Source organism: Streptomyces sp. NPDC055099 (genome assembly GCF_053607685.1).
Map to the genome: position 1 here is coordinate 124803 of NZ_JBSGUA010000006.1, position 26228 is coordinate 151030.

Annotated in this window: 23 protein-coding genes and 2 pseudogenes; 2 read left to right on the plus strand and 23 right to left on the minus strand. The window is 66.4% G+C overall.

Annotated elements, in window-relative coordinates; translation table 11 throughout:
* Positions 1 to 151: 151 nt before the first annotated feature.
* From ACWFRU_RS17515 to ACWFRU_RS17545, 7 genes are all read right to left on the minus strand, one after another.
* Complete coding sequence (locus tag ACWFRU_RS17515; protein WP_453687844.1) at positions 152 to 1462, minus strand: hypothetical protein; 1311 nt, start codon at positions 1460 to 1462, stop codon at positions 152 to 154.
* 16 nt (positions 1463 to 1478) lie between these two features.
* The gene (locus tag ACWFRU_RS17520) at positions 1479 to 2555 is read right to left on the minus strand and encodes a hypothetical protein (RefSeq protein ID WP_453687845.1); all 1077 of its coding nucleotides are present in this window, start codon (positions 2553 to 2555) and stop codon (positions 1479 to 1481) included.
* A 21-nt stretch (positions 2556 to 2576) separates the two neighbouring features.
* A complete protein-coding gene (locus ACWFRU_RS17525) occupies positions 2577 to 3443 on the minus strand; it encodes a hypothetical protein (RefSeq protein ID WP_453687847.1) in 867 nt (288 codons plus the stop codon).
* Between the two features lie 62 nt (positions 3444 to 3505).
* A complete protein-coding gene (locus tag ACWFRU_RS17530) occupies positions 3506 to 4417 on the minus strand; it encodes a hypothetical protein (protein WP_453687849.1) in 912 nt (303 codons plus the stop codon).
* The gene (locus ACWFRU_RS17535; protein WP_453687851.1) at positions 4414 to 9378 is read right to left on the minus strand and encodes a phage tail tape measure protein; all 4965 of its coding nucleotides are present in this window, start codon (positions 9376 to 9378) and stop codon (positions 4414 to 4416) included. The genes ACWFRU_RS17530 and ACWFRU_RS17535 overlap by 4 nt, the downstream gene beginning before the upstream one ends.
* Before the next feature lie 388 nt (positions 9379 to 9766).
* The gene (locus ACWFRU_RS17540) at positions 9767 to 10354 is read right to left on the minus strand and encodes a hypothetical protein (RefSeq protein ID WP_453687852.1); all 588 of its coding nucleotides are present in this window, start codon (positions 10352 to 10354) and stop codon (positions 9767 to 9769) included.
* Positions 10355 to 10359: 5 nt separating this feature from the next.
* Positions 10360 to 10857 carry a phage tail tube protein gene (locus ACWFRU_RS17545; RefSeq protein WP_453687854.1) on the minus strand — a complete coding sequence of 166 codons (498 nt, stop codon included), beginning with the start codon at positions 10855 to 10857 and terminating at the stop codon, positions 10360 to 10362.
* Positions 10858 to 11167: 310 nt separating this feature from the next.
* On the opposite strand from ACWFRU_RS17545, the gene ACWFRU_RS17550 reads away from it, so the two are divergent.
* Entirely contained in the window at positions 11168 to 11797 is a 630-nt protein-coding gene (locus tag ACWFRU_RS17550) for a HEPN domain-containing protein (RefSeq protein WP_453687856.1), read from the plus strand.
* Here the strand turns inward: ACWFRU_RS17550 and ACWFRU_RS17555 are convergent.
* The 8 genes from ACWFRU_RS17555 to ACWFRU_RS17590 form a co-directional block, all read right to left on the minus strand.
* Positions 11791 to 12222: a hypothetical protein gene (locus ACWFRU_RS17555; protein ID WP_453687857.1), complete on the minus strand. Its 432-nt coding sequence runs from the start codon at positions 12220 to 12222 to the stop codon at positions 11791 to 11793. The genes ACWFRU_RS17550 and ACWFRU_RS17555 overlap by 7 nt on opposite strands.
* Positions 12219 to 12449 carry a hypothetical protein gene (locus ACWFRU_RS17560; RefSeq protein WP_453687859.1) on the minus strand — a complete coding sequence of 77 codons (231 nt, stop codon included), beginning with the start codon at positions 12447 to 12449 and terminating at the stop codon, positions 12219 to 12221. The genes ACWFRU_RS17555 and ACWFRU_RS17560 overlap by 4 nt, the downstream gene beginning before the upstream one ends.
* Before the next feature lie 5 nt (positions 12450 to 12454).
* Positions 12455 to 12892 (minus strand): HK97 gp10 family phage protein, encoded by a 438-nt coding sequence (locus ACWFRU_RS17565; protein ID WP_453687861.1) that lies wholly within the window; start codon positions 12890 to 12892, stop codon positions 12455 to 12457.
* The gene (locus ACWFRU_RS17570) at positions 12853 to 13275 is read right to left on the minus strand and encodes a DUF6093 family protein (RefSeq protein ID WP_453687863.1); all 423 of its coding nucleotides are present in this window, start codon (positions 13273 to 13275) and stop codon (positions 12853 to 12855) included. Before ACWFRU_RS17570 ends, ACWFRU_RS17565 begins: the two co-directional genes overlap by 40 nt.
* Positions 13268 to 13636 carry a hypothetical protein gene (locus ACWFRU_RS17575; RefSeq protein WP_453687864.1) on the minus strand — a complete coding sequence of 123 codons (369 nt, stop codon included), beginning with the start codon at positions 13634 to 13636 and terminating at the stop codon, positions 13268 to 13270. Before ACWFRU_RS17575 ends, ACWFRU_RS17570 begins: the two co-directional genes overlap by 8 nt.
* A 79-nt stretch (positions 13637 to 13715) precedes the next feature.
* Positions 13716 to 14258, minus strand: coding sequence for a hypothetical protein (locus ACWFRU_RS17580; RefSeq protein WP_453687866.1), 543 nt, complete (start codon positions 14256 to 14258; stop codon positions 13716 to 13718).
* A 68-nt stretch (positions 14259 to 14326) separates the two neighbouring features.
* Positions 14327 to 14725, minus strand: a complete 399-nt coding sequence (locus ACWFRU_RS17585) for a hypothetical protein (protein ID WP_453687868.1) — start codon at positions 14723 to 14725, stop codon at positions 14327 to 14329.
* A 247-nt stretch (positions 14726 to 14972) separates the two neighbouring features.
* Positions 14973 to 16910, minus strand: coding sequence for an SMI1/KNR4 family protein (locus ACWFRU_RS17590; protein ID WP_453687870.1), 1938 nt, complete (start codon positions 16908 to 16910; stop codon positions 14973 to 14975).
* 504 nt (positions 16911 to 17414) lie between these two features.
* Here ACWFRU_RS17590 and ACWFRU_RS17595 point away from each other — a divergent pair.
* The gene (locus tag ACWFRU_RS17595; RefSeq protein WP_453687872.1) at positions 17415 to 17669 is read left to right on the plus strand and encodes a hypothetical protein; all 255 of its coding nucleotides are present in this window, start codon (positions 17415 to 17417) and stop codon (positions 17667 to 17669) included.
* A 367-nt stretch (positions 17670 to 18036) separates the two neighbouring features.
* On the opposite strand, the gene ACWFRU_RS17600 is transcribed toward ACWFRU_RS17595, so the two are convergent.
* From ACWFRU_RS17600 to ACWFRU_RS17635, 8 genes and pseudogenes are all read right to left on the minus strand, one after another.
* A complete protein-coding gene (locus ACWFRU_RS17600) occupies positions 18037 to 18708 on the minus strand; it encodes a contact-dependent growth inhibition system immunity protein (RefSeq protein WP_453687873.1) in 672 nt (223 codons plus the stop codon).
* Positions 18709 to 18730: 22 nt separating this feature from the next.
* Positions 18731 to 20896, minus strand: coding sequence for an RNase A-like domain-containing protein (locus tag ACWFRU_RS17605; RefSeq protein WP_453687875.1), 2166 nt, complete (start codon positions 20894 to 20896; stop codon positions 18731 to 18733).
* A 466-nt stretch (positions 20897 to 21362) separates the two neighbouring features.
* A pseudogene (locus tag ACWFRU_RS17610) lies at positions 21363 to 21568 on the minus strand (IS5/IS1182 family transposase); the annotation flags it as partial.
* A 42-nt stretch (positions 21569 to 21610) separates the two neighbouring features.
* The gene (locus ACWFRU_RS17615; protein WP_453687877.1) at positions 21611 to 24139 is read right to left on the minus strand and encodes an AbiJ-related protein; all 2529 of its coding nucleotides are present in this window, start codon (positions 24137 to 24139) and stop codon (positions 21611 to 21613) included.
* Positions 24140 to 24195: 56 nt separating this feature from the next.
* Positions 24196 to 24428: pseudogene (locus ACWFRU_RS17620) on the minus strand (transposase); the annotation flags it as partial.
* 39 nt (positions 24429 to 24467) lie between these two features.
* Positions 24468 to 25208 (minus strand): DUF6082 family protein, encoded by a 741-nt coding sequence (locus tag ACWFRU_RS17625; RefSeq protein ID WP_453687879.1) that lies wholly within the window; start codon positions 25206 to 25208, stop codon positions 24468 to 24470.
* On the minus strand, positions 25205 to 25834 hold the full coding sequence (locus tag ACWFRU_RS17630; protein WP_453687881.1) for a DUF6879 family protein: 630 nt from the start codon (positions 25832 to 25834) through the stop codon (positions 25205 to 25207). The genes ACWFRU_RS17625 and ACWFRU_RS17630 overlap by 4 nt, the downstream gene beginning before the upstream one ends.
* A gap of 58 nt (positions 25835 to 25892) precedes the next feature.
* The gene (locus tag ACWFRU_RS17635; protein WP_367046169.1) at positions 25893 to 26057 is read right to left on the minus strand and encodes a hypothetical protein; all 165 of its coding nucleotides are present in this window, start codon (positions 26055 to 26057) and stop codon (positions 25893 to 25895) included.
* Positions 26058 to 26228 lie beyond the last annotated feature (171 nt).

Here is a 26228-nt window from a genome sequence, read left to right on the forward strand (position 1 = left end):
AGCCTGGCCGCACCGCATGCAAGCCCCGCGGTACGTGGGCGGCTCCGGGTTCGCGTAGAAGATCGCCGTGAACGGCTGCCCCGCCACAGGGCACCCCGGCGTGCGGCAGGTGGCGGTCATGGTGACCGGGATCGGGTCGTCCATGGGTGGTTCAGTCCTCTCCAATGATCATCCAGTGCACGAGGGTCTGTGTGGTGTTGGTGCGGTGCACCCAGATGGTCAGACCGCTCGATGAAACAGCCGTGACCCCGACGCCCACAACGGTTTTGCCGGGCACCGCGGTGACGGGGGTGACGAACGCGCGGAAGGTCTTCCCCTTGATGCTTCCTCCGCTCAAAGTGATGGAAGTGGGCTTGTTGGCAACTGGGTTGATGGCGGCCGTGCCGAGGGAGACGTTGTCCGATCGCAGCACGCCGGCCGCCCGGATCGAGGCTGCGGACAGGGTTGCGGCGCCCTGCCTCAGCGACAGGCTGCCGCCGTCCTCTCCGGACCCCAGATGGGCGGAGTTCTTGCTGAGGAAGAGGCGTCCGCCAACGGGCTTGGCTCCCTTGGCGGTGATGCGTTCCGCGGCGAAGAAGTCGTTGCCGAAGAACGTTCGCCACCGGTAGGTTCCGCTGTCGTCCGTGTCGGTGAACGTTCCGGAGTTGATGCCGATGTTGGCGTCCGAAGAGCTGGTACCGCTGACGTTGATGTACGCCTGGTTCGAACCGTCGACGGACGACCAATAGATGTACGGGTAGACATCGTTGGGTTCCATGCCGATTGCCGAGCCGTTCGCGCCGATGGCCCGCAGCCGGGCCGCGTTGAGGACGACGCGCGGCCCCTCGGCGGCGGTCTGAATAGTGGCGCCGGTGATGATCTTGCCGTTGATCGCGTCCGCGTCCAGCAGGTCCGCGGTGATCGCCCCAGCGGCAACGTGATCACGCCGCACGACCCCTTGCCCCAGGTCCTCGGAAGCGGCCCGGCGTGCCGAGACCTCCACCGGCGCAGACGGCGGGCTGGATATGCCGGACGTGTTCACCGCGATCAAGCGCACCCACACGGGCCCGTAGTGATTCACCGCGACCGTCACCGAGGCCCCCGACGCGGCCTCGATCGTCGTGGTCGGCCACCGCAAATCTGGCTGCCCGGTTGGTGATGACAGCACGTGCACTTGCACACGGGAGAGATCCAACGGCGCTGGCTGCCCGTCGGTGAAAGCCCCGTCCCAGGTGATGCGCATACCTCCGAGGACCGGCTCCACAACGGCTGGCGACGGCATGGCAGGTCGGGGGCCGTTGATGGCAGTGACGCCGCTGGTGCCATCCGGCTGCTGGCCGATGACCGCGCGCAGCGAGCCGTTCTCGTCGTACACGTCGACCGCGCCGTCCTCCAGGCTGGCGTTGACCAACTTGGGCGAGCGGATCATGGTCTGCACGAGCTTTTCCAGGCGGGCCAGGCGGGCACCGATGTCGTTACGCACAAGGTTCCTTCGAGAGTCAGGCGGCGGTGGCGTACTGGTGGGCGCCAGCCGGTTCGAGCTGAAGCTGGGCGGTCTCCCCGGAGTCGGTGTCGGGGCGGACCGTGAAGCCGGTGATCCGGCACCAGCCCGACCAGTTCGCCCACTCGTCGCGCACCGACACCTGCACGTCGTCACCGACCTGCCACGATCCGATCGGCGCCGCAGGGTGGTTGCGGACGGTGATCTCCTCCACGTGTCCGAGGCTCTGCCGCCAGGCCCGCTCCCGCCTGGCCCGCTGCGCGAGCGCGTCACGGCCGCGCACCTCCGGCAGTTCCAGTACGTGCTCCAGGCGTAGCCGCTTGTTGCGCACCGCGTCGACGGCCCGCTGCTGCGAGCGCCCCTCGCCCGACCCGGTGGCGATCACGACCTGCGCGTACTCGTCCGCGCTGTAGGTGACCGGCGTATGGCCGACGATGTTGGTGTCCGAGCTGAACGCGATGTCGCTGCGGCGCGCCCCCAGACGCGGGTAGCCGATCTGGATTCGCCGCACCGGACGCCGGTCCTTCCCCCACCAGGTGGCGCACGTGTAGTCCGGCGAATCGGGGGCCTTGATCAGATCGTCGAAGAGGTCGCCGAGCACCGGTGTCTCCCACCAGCGTGAATGCCACGGCTCTGCTGGGCTGCCCACCTTGGCCGTCGACGTTGTGTTGTCCACGGTGATGCCGAGGCTGCCGTCCGGGATGGACTGCGCGTAGGTGACGATGTCGCGCATCACCCGGCATGGGTCCGAATTCACGTACGGCCCACGGCCGCCGAGCTCACCGTCCAGGTCATGCCGGTACTGAAGGTAGGAGGACCACCCCGCGGCCTCGACCTGCATCGTGCCGCCGTCGGGCTCGGTCTGCCAGATGATGCCGCCCCACCGGATCCGCCCGCCCGCCTCGGCGTACAGCAGCGTGTTGCCCGGGTCCGTCAGCCCCGGATGCGACCACGCAAGGCGAGGAGACAGAGCGCCCCGCAGATGGCCGGGTCCGTTCAAATCAGGGCCGAACTCAACTCCCCGAAGGGGGAGATCGTGCGACAGCCACTCCCCGGTCAGAGCGTGCTGCGTCAAATACCTGTACGCCACCGCCAGCTACACCGGGCCCTCGGTGAACTCGACATCGGCGATGATCGACGTACCGCCGTCGACACTCAGGTCGCCCTTCCAGTCCTTCGCCATCTTCGCCTGCATGGACAGCACCCGCGTAGTGCCCCGGTAAGAGGCGGGCAGCGTGAGAGTGTCGGCGACCACCGTCGTCTGCCGGCGCACGACCTTGCCCTGGTTGTCGTCCACGACCGTGTCCTGACCGTGAACCGTGCCGAACACCAGCTGCAACTTCCCGTACAGCGAGTCGAAGTCCATCCGCAGACCCGCGACCGTGATGGTCACGATCAGCTTCGTCGCCCACTCCGGCACCGGCACCTGCCAGCGCGCCTCGGGCGGCCAGTCATGCCACGTGTCGTCGTCCTTCCACGCCTTGGTCAACTTCGTCGGATACGCCGTGTACAGGGTGCGTTCCCTGCGAGGATTCGCCACCCGCCGCAGATCGCGGATCATCCCCGCGGTGACGGTCCCGGTGCTCGCGGGCAGATCGACACGGGCCAGCGGAACCCCCGTCACCCCCTTCGGCACCGCAGCCGCAGTGGACGACACGTTGGGGATGACGTCGAAGAAGTTGATCGCGTCCTTCGACGGATCGAGCCCGCCCTCGAACTCCGGGTCCTGCACCCGCAAAACGATCAGATCCGAACGCGGCGCAGCCCCCGTCGGCGCGATATCCACCGTGGCCGCGCCGATGTTGTACGCCGTGTACGAGCCCTGCCACGCCGACGCCTTCCCGCGGATCACCGCAGACCCGTCCGCGATCTGCACGCCACCGCCAGGCACCGGCAGCGGCGTCACCTTGAGGTCGGCGGCCTCGGTCACACCCTCCGAGCCGTGCGACAGATCCTTGATCATCTGCCGGAACGTTTGAGCACTGTGAGTGGCGCCGTTAACCAGCAGCGGGGCCTGGGCGAGCGTCATCGAACGAGGTTCTCCTTCGGGTTCACGAGAGTCTTGAACGCGTCACGCCACGCCACCGTCAGGCGGGCGGACGCAGTGGGATCGGAAGCGGTCCAGCGCACTTCGGAACGGCCCTTCGGCAGCCTGAAGCTGCCCAGCGGCGAGGTGCTCGCGACGGTGCCGCCGCCCTGCCGCGTCACCGTGCGACGCCCGGGCCGGGTATCGACGCTCACGTACTCGCCCACCGGCACGGTGATCCCCAAGTCGATGCGCCGGCCCGTCACCACATGAGTGATCACCGGGTTCGCACACGGACCGTGCACCGTCAGCACCGGGTAGGCGTCGATGGTGCCGTTGTTGGTCACCCAGCCCGGCCGGTTCTGCCCTGACCGGTCCCCATCGCTCACCCGGATCGGAGCCTGCACGGGCGCGGTGAAGCCGCCACCGGACAGCCAGCCCAGCCGCAGCCCCACCGACTGCTCGACGTCGGCGTAATACCGCGAGTCGGGAGCGGTGAACTCAAGGTCGAGAGGCACCCAGCCCAACGCTGCCCGCTCCCATGACGCCTCCACCTTGCGCAGCCGCCCGAACAGGACACGGACCGGCGCACCGGGCCACTTGATCCGCAGGGCGGTCACCGCGCCGCTCACCGTGCGGACCCGCGGATCGTCGGCGGCTTCCTCAAGCTGGGCGACGATACGGGCCGCTGCAGCGGGATCGCCCGGAGTCTTCACCGCGCAGTCGATGCGCAGCGTGCGCGCCTCATACCAATCCGCGCCAAGCCAGGCACCGTCCGCGTTCGGCTGCTCCACCAGCTCGCCACGCACAGCCGGACGGGCCAAGCCCTCGACCTGCGCGACCGGCACGCTCGTACCGTGACCGAGCCGGACTCCGGCGATCTCCAGCTGGAAATCCGTGAGGTCGCTCATCGCAGGACACCGCCTCGGCGGGCACGCCGCATCTGGTACGAGACCGTCGCTGCAATGTCATCGGCCGTCGCGGCAGAACCGGAAACGTGGATCGTCTGCTGTCCGATCGCCGGGGCCTGGTGCACCACCGTCACCCGGCCGCGCCCCGCATGAGCGTCCACCAGGCGACGCGGAGCAAGCCCGTACCCGAACCGGTCCGCAGTCTCAGCCAGCACAGCCGTCGCCCGGCCACGCTTGGCACCGGCATGCGGGATGTAGGACTCGGAGCCAGTCTCCGGCTCAGCGAACTTGATCAGCCCGCGCGACGAGGAGTACACGCCCGGCTCCCAGATGCCACCGTTCGCGTACGCCTTCCCCGCGTTCGCCTTCACCAGGTCGGACAGAAACCGGTCCGCCTTGCCCGTTTTCCTGATGTGACTCTTTGCGAGGTTTCCGACCTCGATGATCCGGTCCTCGGCCAGCCCCGTCGCCTCAGCGACAGAGTGGATGCCCTTGTTCTTCGACAACGCTCCGATGAGCTTCACCAGGTCCGGGAGCTGGTCGCCATCGAGGGTCGTCGCGGCCTTCTTCGCGGCCGTGTTGGCTTTCTGCGCCTTCTTGCGATCCTTGACCGCCTGAGCGGCCAGCGCCTCCGCGTTCTCATCGCCCTGCTCGGCAAGACGCTGCGCGAGCGGCGTGTGCCCGCGCGAGGCGAGCGTCGCCAGGTTCTTCTGGAACGCGCTGTTGTTCTTGACGGCGTTGTTCAACTGGCCGGTGTAGTCATTCAGCGTCGCCCGGGCAGTACCGGCGAGCTTGGTGAGCTGGGCGGCCATGTCGCGCACGTACCGGTTCGAGCCGCGAGCCATCTTCCGCGTCAGCGCGATACCGTCTTCGCCCATCTCCTCCAGTGCCTTGGCGACATCCGTGCCCGCCCTGCGGACCACTGTCGACAGGTCGTTGCGCCATCCCTGGGCGGTGCGCACCGAGCGGCGCAGATTCTTCTCGAAAAGGTGCAGGTCGAAGTGCTCGTTGCCGCCCTTGCCCTTGCGCTGCGACTTGGAGATGGCATCGGAGATCGTCAGGCTGGACGAGCCCAAAGGTTGATAGGACCAGTCGGACAGTCCGCCCGAGGCGTTGTAGACGACCTGCCCGCCGAAGCGCCGTGCCACCTCGTTCAGGATGCTCTTCGACCGCGCCCGCTTACTGGGGGCCAAAGGGAGATACGCCTCGCCCTGAGTCTCGTCCTCCGCCCACACCCGCCACGTGCCGCCGCGCGCGATCTGCGCGACATGGTTCTCCTTACGGACACCACCGTCCGCGAAGGTGACGATGCCGCCGTCCGCCTTCCCCAGCCGGTACCCGTCCTTGTAGGGCCCGTAATTACCGCCCTGCCGGACAGTGTTGAGGTACTCGGTCTTGTAGACACCGATGCCGATGGTCTTGCCGCGCAGCCCGTTGATGGCGCCCTGGATCGTTGCCACGTTGCTCGTAGCGGTCCCAGTGGGCACAGCGATCGTGACGTTCTTGCTGCCCGGAACCGCACTGATCTTGAAACCGAGATCCTCCAGCTCCTTGCGAGCTTCCCCGGTGGGCGCGCGCATGGTGACCGTCTTGCCGCCAGGCACACCAGAGATCTTCTGCTTGACAGCCTCCAGGCTGCTGATCGTCGCCGCCGTCGCCGCGGTGACGCTGACGTGTTTGCCGCCGGGAGTCTGCGCGATCTTCGAAATCAGCGCGTCCAGATCCGTGCGCGCCAGATCGGTCGGGGCCGTGACCTCGACCCTTCGGTCCTTGAGATCCTTGATCTTGAAGCCGAGCTTCTCCAGCTCCTCGCGGGCCTCGTTCGACAGCGTGGAGATGGTGACCGTCTTCTGACCAGGTGTCGCCTTCAACGCCTGTTGCACAGCGAGCAGTTCAGCCATCGACTCATCCATGCCAGCCGTCTGCAGGAGGATCGACACCTGCTCCGGCACCAGGCCTGCGTTGTCCGCGAGCTTCGCCGCCGCCTCCGCGGACAGACCGAAGCCCTCGGCAGTAGAGATCGCCGAGTCGCGGGCGGTAGCCATCTGCGCCTGCGCGGCCTTCAACGCCTCCGGAACCGTCTTCCCGTTGGCCTCCGCGTACTGGTAGGCGGCCAGCGCAGCATCCGCGGAGTTCGCCGACAGGCCCTGCAGCAGGTCGTACAACTTCTGCCCGTTGCGGGTGACCGTCGACAGCGAACCGTCCATGTTGAGCAGGGACTTGCCGTACCCCTGCGCGTGGTCGGTACCCCCTTTCAGCGACTCGGCTGCATCCGACACCGACCGATTCAGCCGGGCCTCGGCAGCGGAGAGGTTCACTGAACCGCCCGCGAGGATGTCCAGAGCGTCATGCAGGCCACGCGCACGGGAGTCGGCGTCTGCCGTCGTATCCGACAGGCGGCGCATCGCGTCAGAGAACTTCCCAAACGGCCCTACCGCATCCGCCGCGGAACGGCCCGCGGTGCCATTCACGTCGGCGAGGTCCCTGGCGTCCTTGACTGCCTGGGACATCTCGCCCTTGACCGAACCGAGTGCTTCAGCCGCCTTGTGTGCACGTTCGCCCACGTCGGTGTACGCGACACCGCCGCCACGCACCGGCTCCAGGTTGATCGCGGCAACATCCTCCATGCGCTTCTGGAGCCTTCCTAGCCCGTCGTCCTGGCTGAGATAGGCGTCAGTCAGGCCCTTGACCGGCGCCCCAGCCTTCGACATGACGTCGACCAGGCGCTCCTTGCCGTCGAGGACCTTGGTGTCCATCAGCGACTGAGCAGCCGCAGTACGGACGCTGTCCGTTACGGCACCGTTCGACTCGCGCAGAGCTTGGGTGAGGCTGCTGATCCGCGACTGATGCTCGGCCGCCGCCTGGGCGGCCTTCTGCTGGTGGGAGGCGAGCATCGACAGCCCGACACCGGCAGCAGCGATCGCCACACCCCACGGACCGCCCAGCGCCCCCATCAGACCGCGGGCCGCACCACCAACTCCAGTGCCGATCGCACGAGCCACCCCCGTGATCGGGCCGGAGGCGTTACGGAACGCGCTGGACATCTGCCCCACCACCGGGATGCGGGTCTGCACCACTGCGAGGGCCTGACCGATCCGGCCAATGGACTGCCCCTCCGCCGCCGCGAGTCGCTGCTGGACCCGCATCTGGTCCCCGAGGGATCGGTACGCGCCCGTGACCGGACCCGCGATGGTGCTGCCCAACCGCTGGAACACCGGCGTGACGCGGCGGGCGAGGAGCATCGCGACGATCGCAGTCTGCACCGGGCCCGGAAGAGCCCCGAAGCCGCGCACCAGCCCAGCCACGACGTGCCCGATAGGGAGCAGCGCGCCCGACACGGTGCCAGCGGTCGAGGACACCAGGTTCAGGGCGGTGACGATGATGTCGAGCGCCGTCCCGCCCGCATCCGCTTCCTCCGCCACATCCCCGATGGCGTCGGCGACAGGGGAGGCGGCCGAACCAACGTTGCGCAGGATGTCGATGAGGGCCCGGCCGCCATTGACAAGGATGTTCACCCCCGCAGCCGCGGTGTCGAAGGCGAGGTCCTTCAGCGGCCCGCCCAGACCCCCGAGCGATTCACCGACCTCGTCCCAACCTGCCGAGATGGCCTTGGAAACGGACGGCCCGGCCAACGTGTACAGGTCGTGCATGTAATCGATGGCCGCAGCCATTCCGGGGGTGGCCGCAGCCATGCCTGAGGTCAGCAGCCGAGTGACCTTCTCCAGTCCCGGTGCCGCCTCCGTGTAGAGAACTTGTCCCGTGTTCGAGGCTTGGGTCTTGAGCTGTGCGACTGCGCCGGCCAGGCCCTTGGTCTGCGAGGCGGCGATCTCCCCGGCGGCTCCGGTGCGGGCGATGGCCGTGTGCATCTGGTCGAAAGACTCGACACCCTGATGCGCCAGAGCGGACGCACCCGCCAGCGCCGGTTTGCCGACAACATCGGCGAGGGAACCCAGGAAGTCCTTCTGGGACATGCGGTTCTGGGCCTTCTCGAAGCCCTCGATTACCGTGCGCAGGCCCTTGAAGTTGCCCTGCGTATCCCATGCCTCGATACCGAGCTCGGCCAGGCCCTGCTTCATCCGCGCGGTCGGACGGGACAGGTTGGTGAGCATCCCGCGCAGGGACGTTCCTGCTTTGGACCCGAGGATGCCGGAGCGAGCCAGCATCGCTACCGCCGCCGACGTGTCCTCGATCGAGATGCCGAGCTGGGCGGCGACCGGGCCCGTGTAGGACATCGCGTAGTAGATGTCCTTGAGCCCACCCGAGGCGGCGTTCGCCGACGCTGCGAGTACGTCGGCAGCCTGGCCTGCGTTGTTCGAGCTGAGCCCGAACTGGTCCATGACGTCGCCCAAATACCGGGCGGCGTCCGCGGCCGAGAGATTGTCCGCAGCGGCGAGCTGCATCGCAGCCCGCGCGTTCGCGATGGACGACGTACTGGTCTGGCCGGCCTTGGCCAGCTCCAGCATCGAGTCCGCGGCCTTCGCCGCGGATGTGCCGGGGATCTTGAGGTCGGCGCCGAGCTCACGGGCCTTCGCTGCGGCCTGCACCATCTCCAGGCCGGACGCGTTGGTGACCGCGCCCCACTTGTTGATGGCCCGCTGGTACTCGTTGCCTTCCTTCGCGATCTCCGCGATGCCGGCGACGATGCCGCCACCGACCAGGAGACCACGCAGGTGGTGGGCCTCTTGCCGGGCGCCGAGCAGCCCGTGGCGGAGCTCCCGCATCGACGCGTGCCCGTCCGCACCGACACGGCGCAGCCCAGCACGGGCACGATCGGAGTCACGCGTAAGGCCCCGCAACCCGGCAGAAGATCCGCGAGCACCGGTCCCGATCTGGTTGAGGTGCCGGTTGAGGGTGGCGGTGTCTCGGCCCAGGCCGCGCATGGCGCGGGAGGCCTGCCGGATCTCCGACAGGAGATGGGAGAAGTCCGCTCGCGCCTGAACGCTGAGCGTGTACGACGACACCTACCGGTGCCCCTACCTCCCCGCGCCTCTCCTAGCCCCCAACCCTCAACCACCCGCTACCGTACGGCGCGTGGCACCAGGCCGATGCGCACCCCGTACCCGTCTGGGCCGTCAGGCACCTGGTCCTGCTCGTGCGCGATCAGCTCACAGCCGGTGCAGCGCACACTCGTGGTGACATACGCGAACCGGTCACCACCTTGCTGCTCATCCCACTCAGCCGACCGGATCCCGCACTGATCACACACCGTCCGCTGAAACGCCACGAACGACAGGGCCTTCGCCCTGTCCAGCTCAGTCCAACGGCCATCGCCTGCACCAAGAAACCGCGAGTGCGGGATACCCCAACGGTCACACAGCTCCAACTCAGTGCGGAGCTGTACATCCGTGATCAGCCTTTTCCCAGCTCCACCGTCGACGTACGGACGATCTGCTGCGCCTGCCACGCCGCTGCGAACAGCGCGTTGGACTCGGCAACTGGCCACGAGTCGAGCAGGTCCTGAGCATCGTCCTCGCTCATGCCCTCAACGGCGTTGCGTTCGTCGTCCCGCTCGATATGCGCGGCGGCGACCAGGGCCGCGGGGAACGTCTCCGGGTTCCACGCGTCCCCGTCCTCGGCCTGCGCCTCGGTCGGAGGGAACCTCTTGATCAGCCCATCCAGGATGGGCCGCGGCAGCGCCTTGAAGGTCAGCTCGATCGAGAGATTGTCGAAGAACTCCTGCGCAACCTCGACCTCCTCCTCCGCCTTCGCAGTCGCGTCGCTGTGCGCGCGGCCGTTCTCCGCATCCGCCATGCGACAGCGGGCAAGGTCCCGCAGCATCTCGTCCAGGTGCTGCTTGGCGTCCTGGTCGTCACAGATCACCAGCGTGTACTCAGGCAGCTGGCGGGCACGCAGCCGGGCCAGCTTGCTCGCCCAATGCGCATCCCGGGGAGCAGCCTTGGCCGACGGGGCAGGAGTGGTCTTGGTCTCCGTGGACACCGGCATCACTTCTCGACCTTCGGCGGCACGGCAGCCGGTACGGCCGCGTCCTGAGTCGGCTTCTCCGTGATCGAGAAGTTCACCGTGAACTTCGCGGCCTCGTTGTCCGTCGAATAGTTCGGCGAGCGCGAACCGATCCGCACCGGGAACACATCCATGGACCGGGAGCCCGCCACGTCGCCCTTGCGGAGGAAGACGACCCAGCCGGTGTCGTCCTTCTTCAGCAGCTGCTCGATCTCGTCCGACACCTTGTCCTCGTAGAACCCGAGGGAGGAGTCGTCGGCCTGATCGGTACCGGGGATCTTCGACTCAAAGGTGCTGCCGAGGTCGGGGGTTTCGATGGCTTGGTTCTGGAGCGTCCAACCGTCGATCGCCGCGATCGTGTCGGTCAGGTCAGTGCCGGCCGTGAGCTCGGCGCGGGTCGGGACGTGGCCTGCGTCGGTGACGCTCTTAAGCCACAGGACGCGCGTCACTCCGCGCCGGGAGAACTTCTTAACCTGCAAGGTCTGCTGTCCGATTCCGGGACGGCAGCCAGTCACGCGAGTTGGGGGCCCCGTCCCTCGACGACGTGTCGGGGAACCGGCCCATCCCGGTATCGGGTGGGCGTCCGCGCGGGGCCTCCGCGGTAAGGATTCAGGCCACAGCTCAACCAGGAACGGCAGGCTGCATGATCTGCATGTAGATCACCATACTGCCGCCAACGCTACCGCCGTCAGTTCCGGCATCCGGCCAAAGATCGGAAGAAGTGCCACACGACTGGCCTGGTCCCGCTATGACTGTGTGCCGGACGGGAGATCAACACAGGGAGACACAATGGCATCCATAGCACGCCAGAACATGACAACGGCCCTGACCGACGTTGAGACTCTCGCCAACGCCGGCCGGGGAATTCCCAACGGACCTGCCGTACGGGCATCGTTGATCCTGCTGTGTACCGCGTGGGAGACCTACGTCGAGGATGTAATCCGTGAAGCGGTGCACGCCATCATCGAAACGCCGGACGTTACGCCCGACAGCCTTCCGGACGCGCTTCGCCACCGCGTCACCACCCAGGCCAAGAACAAGAACCCGTGGGTCCTGGCTGGTGACGGCTGGAAGACCTACACGCTGCAATGCGTGGACGGCCTGGTCGACGCACTGAACACTCCCAAGACCGACAACGTGAACAAGCTGCTGGAGCAGACCCTCGATCTTTCGAAGGCCATAGAGCAGTGCGCGTGGCAAGGCGTGTCTTCGGATCGGTTGATCGCGAACTTGGACGATTTTGTGTGCATCCGAGGCGAGGCCGTCCACCGCGGCACAACACCAGGAGACTTGAACATCACGGGTGCACTCAGCTGGCAGCAGTGGTTTACGCGACTCGCTGACAGGCTCGACACCCTGATCAACATGCACCTGCAAGACCGCTATCAGCTCACGCTGGGAGCCGAGGCTCCTCAGTAGGCCGTAGCCGAGAGTTCGTATCGCTGCGCAGCTGTCACAACACCATCGTCTGCCCCGGACGGCTCCACGCCATCATCGACCAGCAGCTCCCGCGCCCACACATCCACACCCGCAGCCGGGATCGGGCTCGACCACTCGCCTGTCGCCGTCCGGCCGAGCAGCGCCTGCCGTACCCGATCCGCGAGCCACTCGGCCTGATCAGTACGGGCAGCCACGATCGTCACCTGGTAGACGAGACCAGCATCCTCAGCCCTGTCCGCGAGCGGTGCTCCGCCGACCAAGCCGCCCTGCGGGTACAGAACCGTGTACGGCAACGGCGCCGGACGCCCGTCGAGGAGCGGCAGCCGACCACGGCCGCACGGCCTACCCGTCGCCACGCCAAGCACTTCTTGGAGACCTTCGGTCACCCGGGCTCGGTCGATCACAGGTCGCCTCCGGCGAAGTACGCGGCCGCGGGACCTTCGATGCTGAGCACGCCGTACCGGCATAGGCCGAGCGCGTCCCACTCCATTACCCCGGGCGTGGTGAGGATCGACAGACTCCGCTCACCGTCCTCATCGAAGGCTTCGGCGACCACGACGGCCCGGGCCAGCAGTCCCCGCTCCTGCTCGGCGAGCACACCAGCCAGGGCGTCCTCGAGGTTGTTGCTCATGTCGCTCACAACGCTCCCGAGACCGCGTTGCGAAGCTCCCGTACGAGGAGCGGTCCGAAGGCATTGACTGCCGGCCCCAGGTGCGGGAACGGGGGCTGGTTGTAGTGACGGCCCAAGGAATCAACGCCGACGAACCCGAACTCCAGCCGCCTGCCCTGCGGAGCATTCGTGCCGGCCTCGCCCACGATCACGGGCCCGGCCCGGTGCACGCCGGACTGCCACGACGCTCGGTACTTGCCGGTGACCACCCTTGGGCCCGGGCGGCTGGAGGCATTGCGCTGCACCTGCACCACCATTGCCTTCGCGCCGTGCCGCATCGCGGTCTCAGCCTCGGACACCGCCGCCTTCCCACCACGGTTCAACGCTGCCGCCAGCTGGGATGGATTCTGAAATGTGCCGCCGCTCACTGCGCCGTCAGCGTTTGGTTGTGTTCTTCCAACCACACGGTGCGCAGCACCGGGAATGACGACACTTCACCCAACGTCGATACCCGGTACGTACGGCCAACGGCCTGCTCGTCGCGGGCCTCAACGATGAGGACAGTGTCGTTCTCCCAGACCTCCGGAGCCTCAAGCGGCAACAACAGCCGGTAACCGGCACGCACCTCCTGGACATACGCACCGTCCTGCCCCGAACCCTTGCTGCGGATCCGCTCCTGGTGCGCGTAAAGCCCCGCCTTGCCCTCGTACACAGTCACTGGCGGTGGCGCCACAAGGTCACCCGTCGCCGGGTCGAGCATGTCGACACCACTGCCCCGACTGACCTGCACCTTGTCCGGCATCAGATGGCGCTCCGCAAACCGGACGAGCCCGGACTGATCAAGCACCCGCAGCCCACTCCCTCAGCTGCGCCAGCATCCCGCGGGTCAGCTCACCCGGCCGCCCATCCAGGTCATCCCGGTCGAGAACAGCCTCATCGAGCTTCTGCCAGTCCACCGCCTCAAGGAAGCCGATCACGACATGCCGCACGTCCGCGGGCTCCACAACCACCTCGGCCAGGCCGTCGTACTCCACGCCACGCCATCCCTGCTGAACGTACAAGGTGACCTCGGGGCCCTCGTCGACGGTCTGCGTGATCCGATACGCCTCAACAGCCGATGCGACATCGTGCCCGTCGATCTCGATGACCGCGGACTCCTCCGGGCGGGCAGCGATCCGAACGCGGCGGGGCTCCAGGTACGTGCTCATGAAGCCGACCCTAGGTGCGCGAAGCTCAGCGGTTACGGGTCGGCGACGGAGTTGCTGCCCGTTGGGTCCGAACTCGTAGTCACTCGCCAGCTTTGCGGTAGCGGGCGCGACGGCCTTCTTCCTTCACTAGTACTTCCTCGTGGGCGAGGTCGCGAAGCAGCTTGCGCGCTTGCTTCTCGTCGAGGCTGTGCCCCAGTGTCTCCAGTACCTCAACGGCACGTGAGGGGGTCCAGATGCCACCCTCGTCCAGCACGGCGTTCTCCAGACAGCCGGACTGAGTGCCCTTCTGCCGCTTTCTCGGGCGGCCGTTCCGCTCCAAGATTCGGTAGACCCGAGAGGGGGGCATGCTCGCTGCGATGCCCAGCGCGGATCGGTCGGCGTCCTCGCTGGTCTCATCCGCCTTGACCATCGCCAACTCACGCCAGCCTTCCAGGTGCTGGATGAGATGGCTGATGTGCGCGATATCTCGCAGCAGATCCATGAACTCTGTCGCTTTGGGCGCCGAGGCGGTCCGATCCTCACAGAGGGCGTCGTACAGGGCGCGGGCCACGTCGTCGGACCTGTGCTTCGTGGCGAATTCCGTGGCGTCGTCGCCGAAGTTGAACTTGATACGCGTTGGCATGATGCCCCTTCCCTAGCGTTCGCTAGACGTAGGGTACACATCTCGCGAACGCTAGGGAGGTGTCGTCGTTACAGTCCCGCACGCTTCAACAACAGTGGAAGATCCTGGCTCTTGACGAGGGTGACGCCCTGCGGGTGCTGGTTGGTCAGCTCTATGAGGTCCACAGGGGAGTTGTTCAGTGCGCGCGTTGCCCGCTCGTGCAGCGTCGCGGGAAATCTCCACGGGTACTCGGCGTCCCAGGTCACCCCATAGGGCTCGCCCTCGACGCAGCCCATCGCCGCGACCTTCTTCTCTGGGGTGGCGAAGTAGATCCAGATGCGGTCTCCGCGCTGCATGTAGCGGCGCCTGGACAGCCACCAGTCCCGCCGGGGCTCAGCTTGGGCGAGCGCCAGCACGTGGCCTGGCGTCGACGGCCCACCGTCCATCCGATTCTTCTTCGGGTCCAGGATGTACAGCCAGTTCCTCATGGACTCGGTCGCCCCCCTCTGCCCGCCACCGCAGACCGCAGAGGCTCCACGCAACGGTAGCCCCGACTTTGAAACGCGGATATAGGTTCCGAGCAGGCGTGGCAGCGGTTAGCGGCATCGAGGTCGCGCAGCCATTCGTTCTTTGAGTTTGGGTCTGGCCGACATCTCGGGACGGTCACGATCGACTGCCTATAGCGATCGCGATGCTGGGCGGGAACCAGGGAATTGCCGGGCAGTAGAAGGGAGTTCACGCGTCTGAGGTATTTGGCCGAGGTGGGCCAAAGGTGATGACTGTGTACGTCTCGCCGGGTCCCGGCGGGCGCGTCCAGGAGCGGGTGACAAAGGTGTGCAGTCGGCCGTGGTCGAGGGCGAATCGGGGCAGTGTGGCTCCGAACGTCGTGGCGATCGCAGTCAGGGCGGCGGCCTCGCCCGGCAGTTCCCGGTTCTCGCCGCCGCTTCGAACCTCGGGGAAGAGGCGGTCCGGGTCCAGAGCCTGCGGAATCTCGCCGGAACGGTCGCACCGATCGCCCAGGACCGTGAACGCGTAACGTTCTGTGCCGCGCTCGGCCACGGAGAGGTGGAACAGGGGGGTGCCCCTGTCGAACTGGTCGGACGAGGCCCAGACCACCACGGCACGGCCATGTCGTGAGGCGGCGACGGCCGGGGAGGTGAACCGCGCCTCGTTGAACGGGTGTGGCTTACCGTCGAATGCGAAGCTCCAGCCGTGCCCGGCACGACCGACGGCGACCAGTGCCTTGTCGTCGTACGAGGAGGACGTCCCACTCGACCGCAGTTTCGAGCGCGCATCCCACAGAGTCATCGGCTCGAGCAGCTCCGCGCCGTCCTCGGCGCCGATGAGGGCGGGCAGCGCGTCGGGCTCTACGCCCTCGACGAGGAGGAATCGGTAACCTTGGCGCTGGCCGTTCGAAGGCCGTTCCGCGAGCCACGCCGTGCCCTGGGGGTCCTCGTCGACTGGAACGCCCCAACTGCCGGTCGCCTCCTCACCTCTGGAAGTGGCCAGTAGCGCCCGGCCCCGCTCCTGCGTGAGCAGCGGCCCAAGCAGCGGGTCGGCGACGAGGCCCACTGGCGCGAGGTGGTCAACGCCCAGCGGCTGCCACTGGGGCAGTGCGGTCAGCAGAGTCTGCCAGGCCGCGTCCGTCTCGCCCCACCGTGCCTGTTCCCGGGCTGTCTCGACGGCGTCGCCAAACGGGCCTGGCGCGGTGTACGCGTAGGTGCCCTCCCGCAGTTGCCGCAGCACCACCCGCTCCAGCGCGCGCACCTCGTCGGACCTGCCACGCACGTGGCCCTCATATGCCCCTTCGTCACGCCAGGACCGCTCCCCTCGGTCGGCGATCAGGGCGGGCAGCAGCTCCGGTGCGTACACCGGGTCGGCAGCGAGCCCGTCGAAGTGCTTGGCGTGGCGGTCGCCGAGCAGCCACACGATCTGGTCCCGCAGCGCCCCGGCGCGGGGCCTGCCGAACTTCTGCGCCTGCGCGAAGACCGCTTCGGCCCGTTCGTAGGCGCCGCGCAGCGCGTCACGCCGCGCCTCCTCCACCATGGCGTCCAGCGACTCGGTCGTGGCGTTCACGAATTCCGGCGCGTCGTCTGCCCGGGCCCGCAGGCTGTGGAATTCTCGGTAGGCATCCTGCATGAACTCCCAGAAGGACGCGTGCCGTTCCGGAGGGCTGGCCCGCCATGGCGCCCACGTGTACACCGCCCATTCGCCGTGCGCGTCCACGTCTTCCGGGTCCAGCATGACGGTCATGGCGTCGGATTCCACGGCCAGATCGAGCCCCCGGGTCCAGATCGTGGCCTCCAGGACCTCCTCCCGCGTCGCATCCTCGCCCAGGTCCTCCTGGAAGATCTCGGCGAGTCCCGCGTCGTCCTCGTGCCAGCGGGCCTCTTCCGTGCCCGCGAGCAGCCACACGAACCCGCCCGCGTGCCGCCAGCCGTCGGTGACCGCCAGGAACGTCCGGTACGACGGCGGCAGCCGGTGCCCGAGCCGCTCTTCGAGGGCCGTGACACGCGCGGGCGTCGCGGGTTCGAAGCCGAGCCAGCGGGTGCGACGGGCCTCCTCATCGCCCGAGTCCCGCACTTCATCGGGATCACATGCGTCCGCCCACTCCTCGCTCCACCGCGTGAGGAAACCCCGCCAGTCGTAACTCGCGCCAGCCGTCTCAGTCATGCGTGCGATCGTCGCACCCGGCACTGACAACACCCACCCACGAGGCGCGGGCCCAGAGTGTGACGGATCATTCCAACTTCTCCGCACCCGCGTGCTGTTGCGATCGTGACCGTCATGAGATGTCGCCCAGACCCTTGAATTTCCCCACCCGGCGCTCAAGGTATCCCCAGACCTGCTCACCTCGTCTCCCCACCCACGGCCGCGCTGGCCTGCGGTCGGATGCCACTCGGGAGGGGCCGCCGACCGGGTCGAGCGTGCGCTGGACATCGCAGCGCCGCACGCTGGAGCAGCGGTGCGCGTGCGGCGGGCAGATAGATGGCATGGCGGGGAGGGCCGGATGCCGCTCGCGCACTGCCGGGGGTGCGGACGGGTGTGGAGCGAGAACGGCGCGGCCGCCTGAGCCGTGGATGGCCAGAAGGTTCGCACTGCTTCCCGCCGAGCAGGGGGCAGGTTGTGGCTTAGACGTGGCATGATCCCCCCCACCGTTATGAATCGTGGGGGATCATGCGCTTGACGAGGGAAGTGCGGCAGCAACTGCTGGCCCAGAACGAGGGCTTCGAGCTGGAGACCAGCTACGAGGGAAAGAACTTCCGCGAGTACCGGCGGTACCGGATCACGGGAGGGGAGTTGCGCATCCGCTCCAGCGGCAAGACGTCATGGGCAGACAGCCGCTTCGACAACGAAGACCTTGCCACCGACGAGCAGACGCACCGGTTCCTGCGGGAGCACCTGGCTGAGCTGAACACCGACGGGCTGTAGGCGAATCCCAAGTCGAACACGCGGCGCCCCCGCACCGAAGTTTGGCGTGGTGGGGGCGCTGTCGGCCGCTGCCTCGGCCACAACGGCCGCCTGGATGACCGGGGCCAAGTCACTCGCGTCTTCATCTTCGCCGTCACCGTCGAACACCCCGACAGCATCTGCCAGGACGGCCACGTCGGACACTGCTGGATCGACATCATCAGCATTTCGGACACCCTCAACGGCATCGACGGCATGCTTCGCACCAGCATCGCCGTCAGCCTCCGGGAGATGCCCTACGGCCCTTCACCTGTCCACTCGATCTCCTCGGCCTGACGCCGCGACCAGCAACGACACCAAGATCAAAGGACTTTGGAGCAGCCCTGGTTTATGGATGACTCTGACGATAGGTGGCGATCGCGGACCCGAGATAGTCGAACCACTGTCGGAGTGTGGCACCGTTTGGCGGCAGAATTTCGAGCCCCAACGTCTCAGTGACCTGGTCCAGTTCGCTCTCGGATTGCACAAGCGAGAGCAGTTCAGGTACCTCACGCATGACACGATCGAGGTCGTCGCCGGGGGTGGCGGAGAGGTAGTCGTTGAGAGCCTCATCGTGTGAGGCGTACTCGTCCGGATGATCCTGGTTGAAGTAGGCGCCCAGCAGTTCAGAGATCCCTGGGAACCTTTCCCTCCATTCCCACCTGGTCTCAGGCTTGCTCCAGAGGTCTTGCCCTGGATGCTGCGCAACAGCCTGGATGTGGTCCCGCGCGATCCGCAAGCAGTCCTCCACGCTCATGCCGATGGGGGGTTGAACCCGCGGAAGGTACTCCACTTCATCTGCGATTTCCTCGGAGAAGAGCCCTGTGGCCAGGAGGTCGTCGATCTGCCGGACTGCAGTCGCGGCTCGCTCAGGATTTCGTGCGGCAATTCTGAGGTATGAGGCCAGGCCGGGGCCAGGGGTATCCGGTGTGTCGGAGAAGGCGAAACCGTTCTGGGCATAGGCTTCGAGGAGACTGTCCAATTCGTAGAAGCGTTCTCCGGGCTTAAAGTGACTGGTCATAGCGGCTCCATCGGGACGGGGGTTACGGCTGTGGATACGAGGTGAGAACACGGTACCCGGACGGAGTTGACGGGTCTGCCTTGAGGACGACGCGTACTCTGCTCACCCAGCTCGTTGGCTCCCCATGTGTGAAGTTGTAGCGGGTCAGATGGAGACCGGTTTGTTGCCCAGGGAAATCGGCATCCAGTTCCAGCTTTCCCTTCGGCCCTTTGCCGAGCCAGTTTGATATCTTTCGCTGATTCTTGGGGCGTGCCAATGTTTCTTCGGTGAAGTGCTGGGCCTTGGCTTCTCCGGTGAAGCGTGAGTCCGCCTTCAGTCCTGGATTTTCGCGTAGGCGCCTGCGCATGCCGCTGATGGTCTTGTCGACGTGCCGATCGATGGTATGGGAGCCATTCTTTCCCTCATCGCCACGAACGTCCGCACGGTGCTCTGGCTTGGTCCGTCCCTTGCGCTTACTCCTGGGCCAGGCATTCGAACCGCCCCCTGAGCCCCCGGATGCACCGTGACCCATGAGGGCGATGCCTGCTACGCCGAGGGCCCCCGCATGAACCGCAGCTTCAGTAGCGGCTGCACCGGCGAGGACTCCACCGCCCGCGAGAGCCAGCCCTCCGGGCGGGAACAGCATGATCAGCGCGATGAGCGAGAGGATCGTCAGAGCGATGCCCGCATACAGTTCGAGGTCCTCCAAGAACGACAGAAGCATCGCCGCCGGTCCGGTTGCATCTCCGTCCAGCGGCTCGCCCTGGCGGTAGTGGACGAACAGCAGCAGGCCCCCAGTGAGAAGTGATCCGGCTGCCGCCCACAAACGCAGCCGTATCAGCGCGACGATCTCAGCGAGTGGCTGCTGCCTCGTCTTCCGCCAGGCGCGCAGTAGGAGAATCAGCTGCAGCAGCGTCCAGGCCAGGGCCGCAATGCCGAACCACAGCAGGATCCGTGGGCCGTTACCGGTGGTGAACCACTTCTGAAGATCCTTCGTGGACGTAAATGAGCCCACGCCGAGGAAGAGCAGCGACGGCGTCATCAGGATGAGCGGGATGACCAGCATTGGCCAGCGGCGCCGCCAGGGCCGCAGGTGGTGTGCCGACTTGAGCAGGCTGCGCACCCGGGCCGTCTCCCAGGCACCCTGGTGGTTGGAGGCGTTCATCCGCGCCGCGGTGTCAGCCACCGCGGAGTGCAGGCTCTGCAAGCGGTCAGGCGGGACGCGCCCGGCGGCATAGCAAAGGGACCTGCGCATGCGGGCGAAGCGCAGCGCGATCAGCAGACTCCACGGCACGCGCCAAGCCGCGAACCCGCCCAACGCGGCCAGTCCGGTGCGGCCCTCGCGCTCGGCGTCCAGCAGGATGGCGGGCATGGCTTGTCGACCCCGGCGTATCGCCGTGTAGTCCAGTGCCATGGCGAGCACCAGACAGGCCAAGGGCGCCCACTCCAGGACGGCGTCGGGGAACTTGAACAGAGTCTTGGCCCACCCGGCTCCGGCCGACCCGCCGCCGGTGTAGTTGAACAGCGCGTGGTGCCCGATCGCGTACACCAGCGGCAGCAGGCCCAGCAGTCGACGCCACCCAGGGGCTCGCAGCAACAGCGCCACGCCCAGCCCGTCGATGGCTCCCCAGACCAGGTGCAGGTTGATGCCCAGGCTCGTCTCCGTGAAGCTGAAGTCCAGGGTGCCCAATGAGTTCGGCAGCCAAGTGCTCAGCACGGTCGACCAGTCGGGAATGTAGGGGGAGCCCTTGCCGATGCTGCCGATCCCGCCCGACAGCATCCAGCCCCCGCCGCCCGGCAGTGGGAAGGCCCGCTGGGCGTCCAGCATGTGCGAGAGCAGGACCTCCAGCAGGCCGAGCCCAGCACCGGTCGCCGCACCCAGAACGACGAAGTCGGCGAAGCCCAGCTGCGAGCGGATCTTCAGGTTCACTCCGGCCAGCACCAGTGGCGCGATCTGCGCGAGTTCCTCGACGACTGGGACGAGGGTGTAGGTGCCGTTCCCCATCGCCTCGGTCAGCGACTGGCCCGGATGGGAGACGGCGGCGCGCGCGTAGAAGTACTCGATGAGCACCGCCATCACACCACTGCCGTACACGCCGACCGCAACCGTCACCAGCACAGTGGTGAGCTTCAAGGACCGCACCGGCGAGGCCAGCAAAGCCAATTGCAGAACACCGTATATCGCCGCGGCCGCCATAATGAGCGTCACGCACAAACCCCCGATAGCCAACAACCAGCACAAGCCCCAGGAGGCTAACAGCACGCCTTGCAGCCGCGAATGGCTGGCCCCTGGACCGCCGAGAAGACGCTGGATGGCGCAGGGCGTATTCCTTCTGGGGCCTAACTCGCACTACAAGGCGCGCTGTTGCAGAGCATGCAGGGAAATTCCGCCCATGCCTCACATCTGAAGAGATATTGGATACGATCACTCGCCTCAGTAGCAGATGAGATGGCGCCGTGAAGAGTGGGTGAAAAAACGCACGCCGCAGATGGCGCAGGGTCCGGGGGAGTTGAACCCGCCATTCATTTGCCGGAGCTTCACTGCACTACCGTGAAACGTGTCCTATCCGAGCTGCTGGCTGCTTCTCGGAGCATGCTCCGCCCCGACTTCGTGAGACCGGGGCAGAGCATGCTCACCCCCTGCGGACCAGACGTGCACCCGCTTAGACCGTGTCCTACGTGGTCAGGTGGACGAGTCTCTTGCAGCAGCACAGAGCTGCGGCGAGACCGAGAAGTGCCCGGCAGCTGCGAGCATTGTGCTCGTATCGAGGGCACAGCCTGACAGCCACGACATCGTCCTCTCGATCACTCATCTTCGGCGACCCGATCGTTCGCTGGACTCGGTGTCCCTGCGGGCGATCCGGACTCCGATGAAGTTGCCCCACAGCCTCCGGTTCCTGTCTCGTTTTGCGCCCGGGTTTTCTCACGTTCTCTGTGTGCGGGCTCCCTTGCCGATGGCTGCACGGATCTGAGGCGCCAATGCTTGCTGGTCGAGTAGGGTCCGGAAGTGGAACGCGCTAATGGGGTGGTCTTCGAGGGCTGACGCCATGAGGACCGCGGCCTCGCCCCGCAGGGTGAGCAGCCATGCGGCGATCACGTCCCGAGGCCGGTACTGGTCCCAGGTGCTGTCCCATACGCACATCGCGCGCGCCGTCTCGTCCATCAGGTCCCAGGAGCCGGCGGAAGCGGCAAAGGCGGAGACACGCTGAAGCCAGAGGATGGCACGGTGGGCCTCCGTGAACTGGATACGACGCTGTTGGGCCGAAGCATGAGAGCTCAGCGCCTCGACGAGCAGCTCCGCCTCAGCTGGCAGACGCATCAGTCCCTCAGCCGCCGTCTCGGGCTTGAGCTGAGTCAGCACTCCGATGTACAGGTCCTGGTCCTCTGGATGGTCGGCGGTGAAGGAGAGGAAAGAATCCAAGAGCTCTGGGTCGCCGCTGTGGGCATTGGATAGCAAGGACTCGCCTCGTTCTGCTGGAGTCAGCACCGGGCCGGCGAGCTTCTCCTGAATCAGTCGGCGGAGGGCAGCAGTCGTCTGGGGGCGGCTGTGGGGGTCGCGCACGGTCGCCGCCCGGACGATCTCCCTCCACGGCCCTGCCGCGGGCAGCAGCCGCTGGGTCATCACAGGGACGACCCCCGTCAGCGCCCAAGCAATGACACGACCGACGCCATAAATATCCGCAGCTGGGGTGGCATCGTGAGCGTTGATGAACAACTCCGGCGCGGCAAAGCCGTCGGTGCCGACCTCCGCGCGGGTGCGGTCGGAAGTTGTCTGTCCGCGAGGCCGCCGCACGACACCCCAGTCGCCTAGTCTCCACCGTCCGTCGAGCAAGAGAATGTTGGAGGGCTTCACGTCGCGGTGCATCCAGCCATCCGTCTGGGCGTCGTGCGCGACCTCAAGCACGTTGAGGAGCGCGTCCACCAACTCCCTCAGCTTTGGGGGGTCCTTGAGCTGCTCGCGACGGTCCTCGGCAGTACATTCAGCCAGCGGCATGACCAGCCAGCCCTCCACAGGGTTGGCGTCAAGGATCGGCACGTAGTTCGGGTGCGAGTTGAGGTCCCGGGCGACTTCGATCTCACGCCGCATACGTGCTGCAGGCGTCTCCCGCCAGGAGAGGCGGCGCTTGAAGGCGACACGGACACCTGTGGCCTTGTGGGTGGCCTCGAAGACCTCTGCCTGGCCGCCTACCTTCATCGGAAGCCTCTCCAGGGCATAGTCTTTACGCTGCCCACGGGCGACGCCTTGCACCGCCGCGTAGACCCCCAACGGACCCGGTAGGTCACCCGCTCGAGTGTCCTGGCCAGGCACAGCAGCCTCGGTCTCTTGGTCATCCGGGCTTGATTGATCAGGCTCGCTGTTCGCGCCCGGCCTGCCCCAGGCGGCGGTGAGCATTCTCTCAAGCTCGGAGGCCCCTGGCCGGGGCGTATACCGCGAAGGCGCGGCGTCGACTTCGGTCTCTTGGTGATCGGGATCTGATTGATCAGGCTCGCTGTCCGCGCCCGGCCTGCCCCAGATCGCAGTGGCCATCCGCTCGAACTCGGAGGCCCCTGGGCGGGGCGTATACCGCGAAGGCCCGCCACTAGGCGCGACGTCAGCTGCTGCCTCGGTTAGGCGGCGCGCCCCGTAGACGGGGTAGCCGCTGATGTCGGCCACGGGCACAAAGGCATAGCCGTCACGGCGCACCATGCTGTCCACGAGTTCGGCCAGAAGGGCAGCCTCAGCATCATCAGAGCGCACTTCGGGATGAACCATCTCCGACAGGAACCGCAGGAGTACAACATCCGGACCGTTGCGCAGCCCGAACCGGTCATCGATGAAGATCCAATCGTTTTCCCAGTCGTAGTTGTTGTACCGGTGCTGCGTGATGTCGTCTTCTGCGTCATCAAACCTGACGTCTGAGCTGGGGAGCTCCTCAAGGGCATAGAGCCGGCTGAGGAAGGCAATCTCGTCGAGATCGCCGAACCACTGCACTTCCCTGTTCTTCAGGTACTTGAAGAGCCGCTTGCGCGTGACCTGGGAGATGTGCTGTGCGTCGGCAGGGATGGACGTTGCCCGCCGACCTGGATCGGCGGCGGTGGGTGCGGGCTGCACACGAAGGTCCTCGTCCAACAGATAGCCGTCACGGTTCAGTACCTCGCGAAGCTCCTCCAGCTCAGAGGGGTCGATACCGTTGGCACCGAGCTTCCGGCTCTCGCGATCGAGACGACGCAGCAACGTCTCGAACACGCGCAAGGCCCTGTGCGTGTGCTCCTCGTTGTCCCAGTCGACTGAAGCCTCATACGCGTCGAAAGTCTGCTGGCGGGCTCCTCCTTGGCGAGGTGCAGCTATCTCGCTCCGCGCGAAGTTCTCGCTCTCCCAGTACTCCGCAATCGCCGCGACGTAGAGATTGGTCACCAGTCGGCGCACAGCGTTGCGCGTAGCACGGGAAATAATGGGGCGATCAGCAGCCATGAAGGCACATTAGACGACCAGGCGCACCGCTCACTATCCGCCGAGATCAGGGGACTTGACCATGTCCTAGCGGGTGAGTGCGCGGTCGACTTCGAGATGCCGAAGCGCGTCGGCAGCGCCCGCCGGGCGCGTCGCTGACGAGGCACGTAGCCGATCGCCGCGAGCAGCGTCTCGTCAGGCGTGTCCTGCGTTCCGCCGCCCTGCGGGCGCACTTTCGATGGTGGGACAGCGGCTTCGCGATCTCCCACAGCTCGTCCGGAAAGATCCAACTCCAAGTGCCCGGCCCCATAACGGAGTCTATGACCGCCTCACCTCGTAGGACACGGCCTTAGGAGTCCCTGCGAGAAGAGCCTTCCGGATCGCTCACACGCGGTGGAGTCACTCCCGGAACCCCTAGATCGGGCAGGGCCGGAGCCGTGCGTGGCGGGGTGAGGAGCGCGTGCTCGTAGTGTGCGTCCATGATCTGATGCAGGCGGCGTGAGCGCCGGGTCTTGGCCGTCGCTATGCGGCTCGCGCGGGCGCGGGCCCAAAAGGAACGGCCGATCTCGCCGGCGAAGATCTCGTCGGCTGCAGCGGCAACCCACTCATCGGTAAGGTCCCCGACCTCGTACTCCATGGACCAGTGCGAGATCGCGAGATTCACATACATGTGCTGACGGCGCAGCAGCACAGTACGGGTGGAATCGGGGCCGCCCCAGCAGTCCAGGTACTCGGGATTCTCCATGGCCATCTTGGTCAAGTCGATGTGCATCATCCTGGAGCCCTGCAGCCGTGTCGCCTTCGCCTCCCGGGCCTGAAGCACCAAGGACACCGTCACACCAACAACCGCCAGCGCGGACAACAGCGCCGACACCGCCCCATACGCTTGGGCGATCTCGCTGACGTCCTGCCACTCCTCGTCCTTGCCGGGATCGAAAGCCCGCAACGCGAACGGCGACAACACCACGAGACTCAGAGCACCGACAATCGCCACGACCGACATCGCCAGAACGGCAGCTCGGGACCGATACCAGGGCCGATTCACACCCGGACGTTGGTTCAACACCGGCGGGCGCGGTGCAGCCGTCATCGCGCATCCCCCGAGCATCGAGCCAGCAGCACATGCTCTATCTCCCGAGCATGGAAGGACGCCAAGTCCTCGCCTGCGGCGTACAAGCCCTCAAAGTCCTTGCGGCACGCCTCGATCAGTTGTGGATCAGTGTGCCGATAGGCGCCAGCCACAGCACCATCTGGCTTGTACCTCAGCTCAAAGAGCGAGTACGTCCCGAGAATGACAAGTTCGGAAAACCAGCGGGGGGGGGGTGCTTGAAAGCCGGGTCGGCCCTGGCCGACAACGATACGAACCTGCTCCCCAAGATCAACACGCTGCCGCAGCACAGCCATCTCCCACACCACATAGTCCGATACGGGAAGCTCGACATACCGGACACGACGCAAGCGGAGCCCACGCTGCTCAGCAGCAGTGAACTGCTCCGCCATCTTTGGCCGTTCGTCCATCAGGAGAGCCATCGACTCGCGCCACTCGCCACGATCGAAAGCGTCCCATGAAGCGAACCCCGGCTCCTGAAAATGCTGACCGCACTCCACCTTGTCGACCACCGACACACTCTCGTGCGCATAGTCCTCCCGGAACGCCGCCAGATAGTCCGAGACGGGAAGGAGCGTGCCACGCTCAGCCTCGGACAGCTCCACCACGCGACGGATCCCGTCTGGACCAGCCTCGGCATCGCAGGGCTGGCCCACGTCACCCGCATCACGCATCGGGAATATCCGGCTTGGCCGCAACTACCAGACTCCGCGGAAGAATCACCAGCCGCTCATCCGGCCCGATTGACGCATCCTCAGGAAGGCGCGCAACAAGCTCCGATGGAGCCTCGCGGCCGATCACCGCCACATCACCATTCGACAGTTCCCACATATCCGGACACGTCTCCGTGGAACTCGTCAACCCCAACTCGGCGGGCGAACGCCCCAGTCGGCGAGTAAAACCAGCATCCGGATCCGCTTCCCACGGCCGCCCCATAACCCACCCCGAACTTGTAACGGTACGCCTACAGCAAGTGAAGATCGAAGCGAGGCTAACAATCAC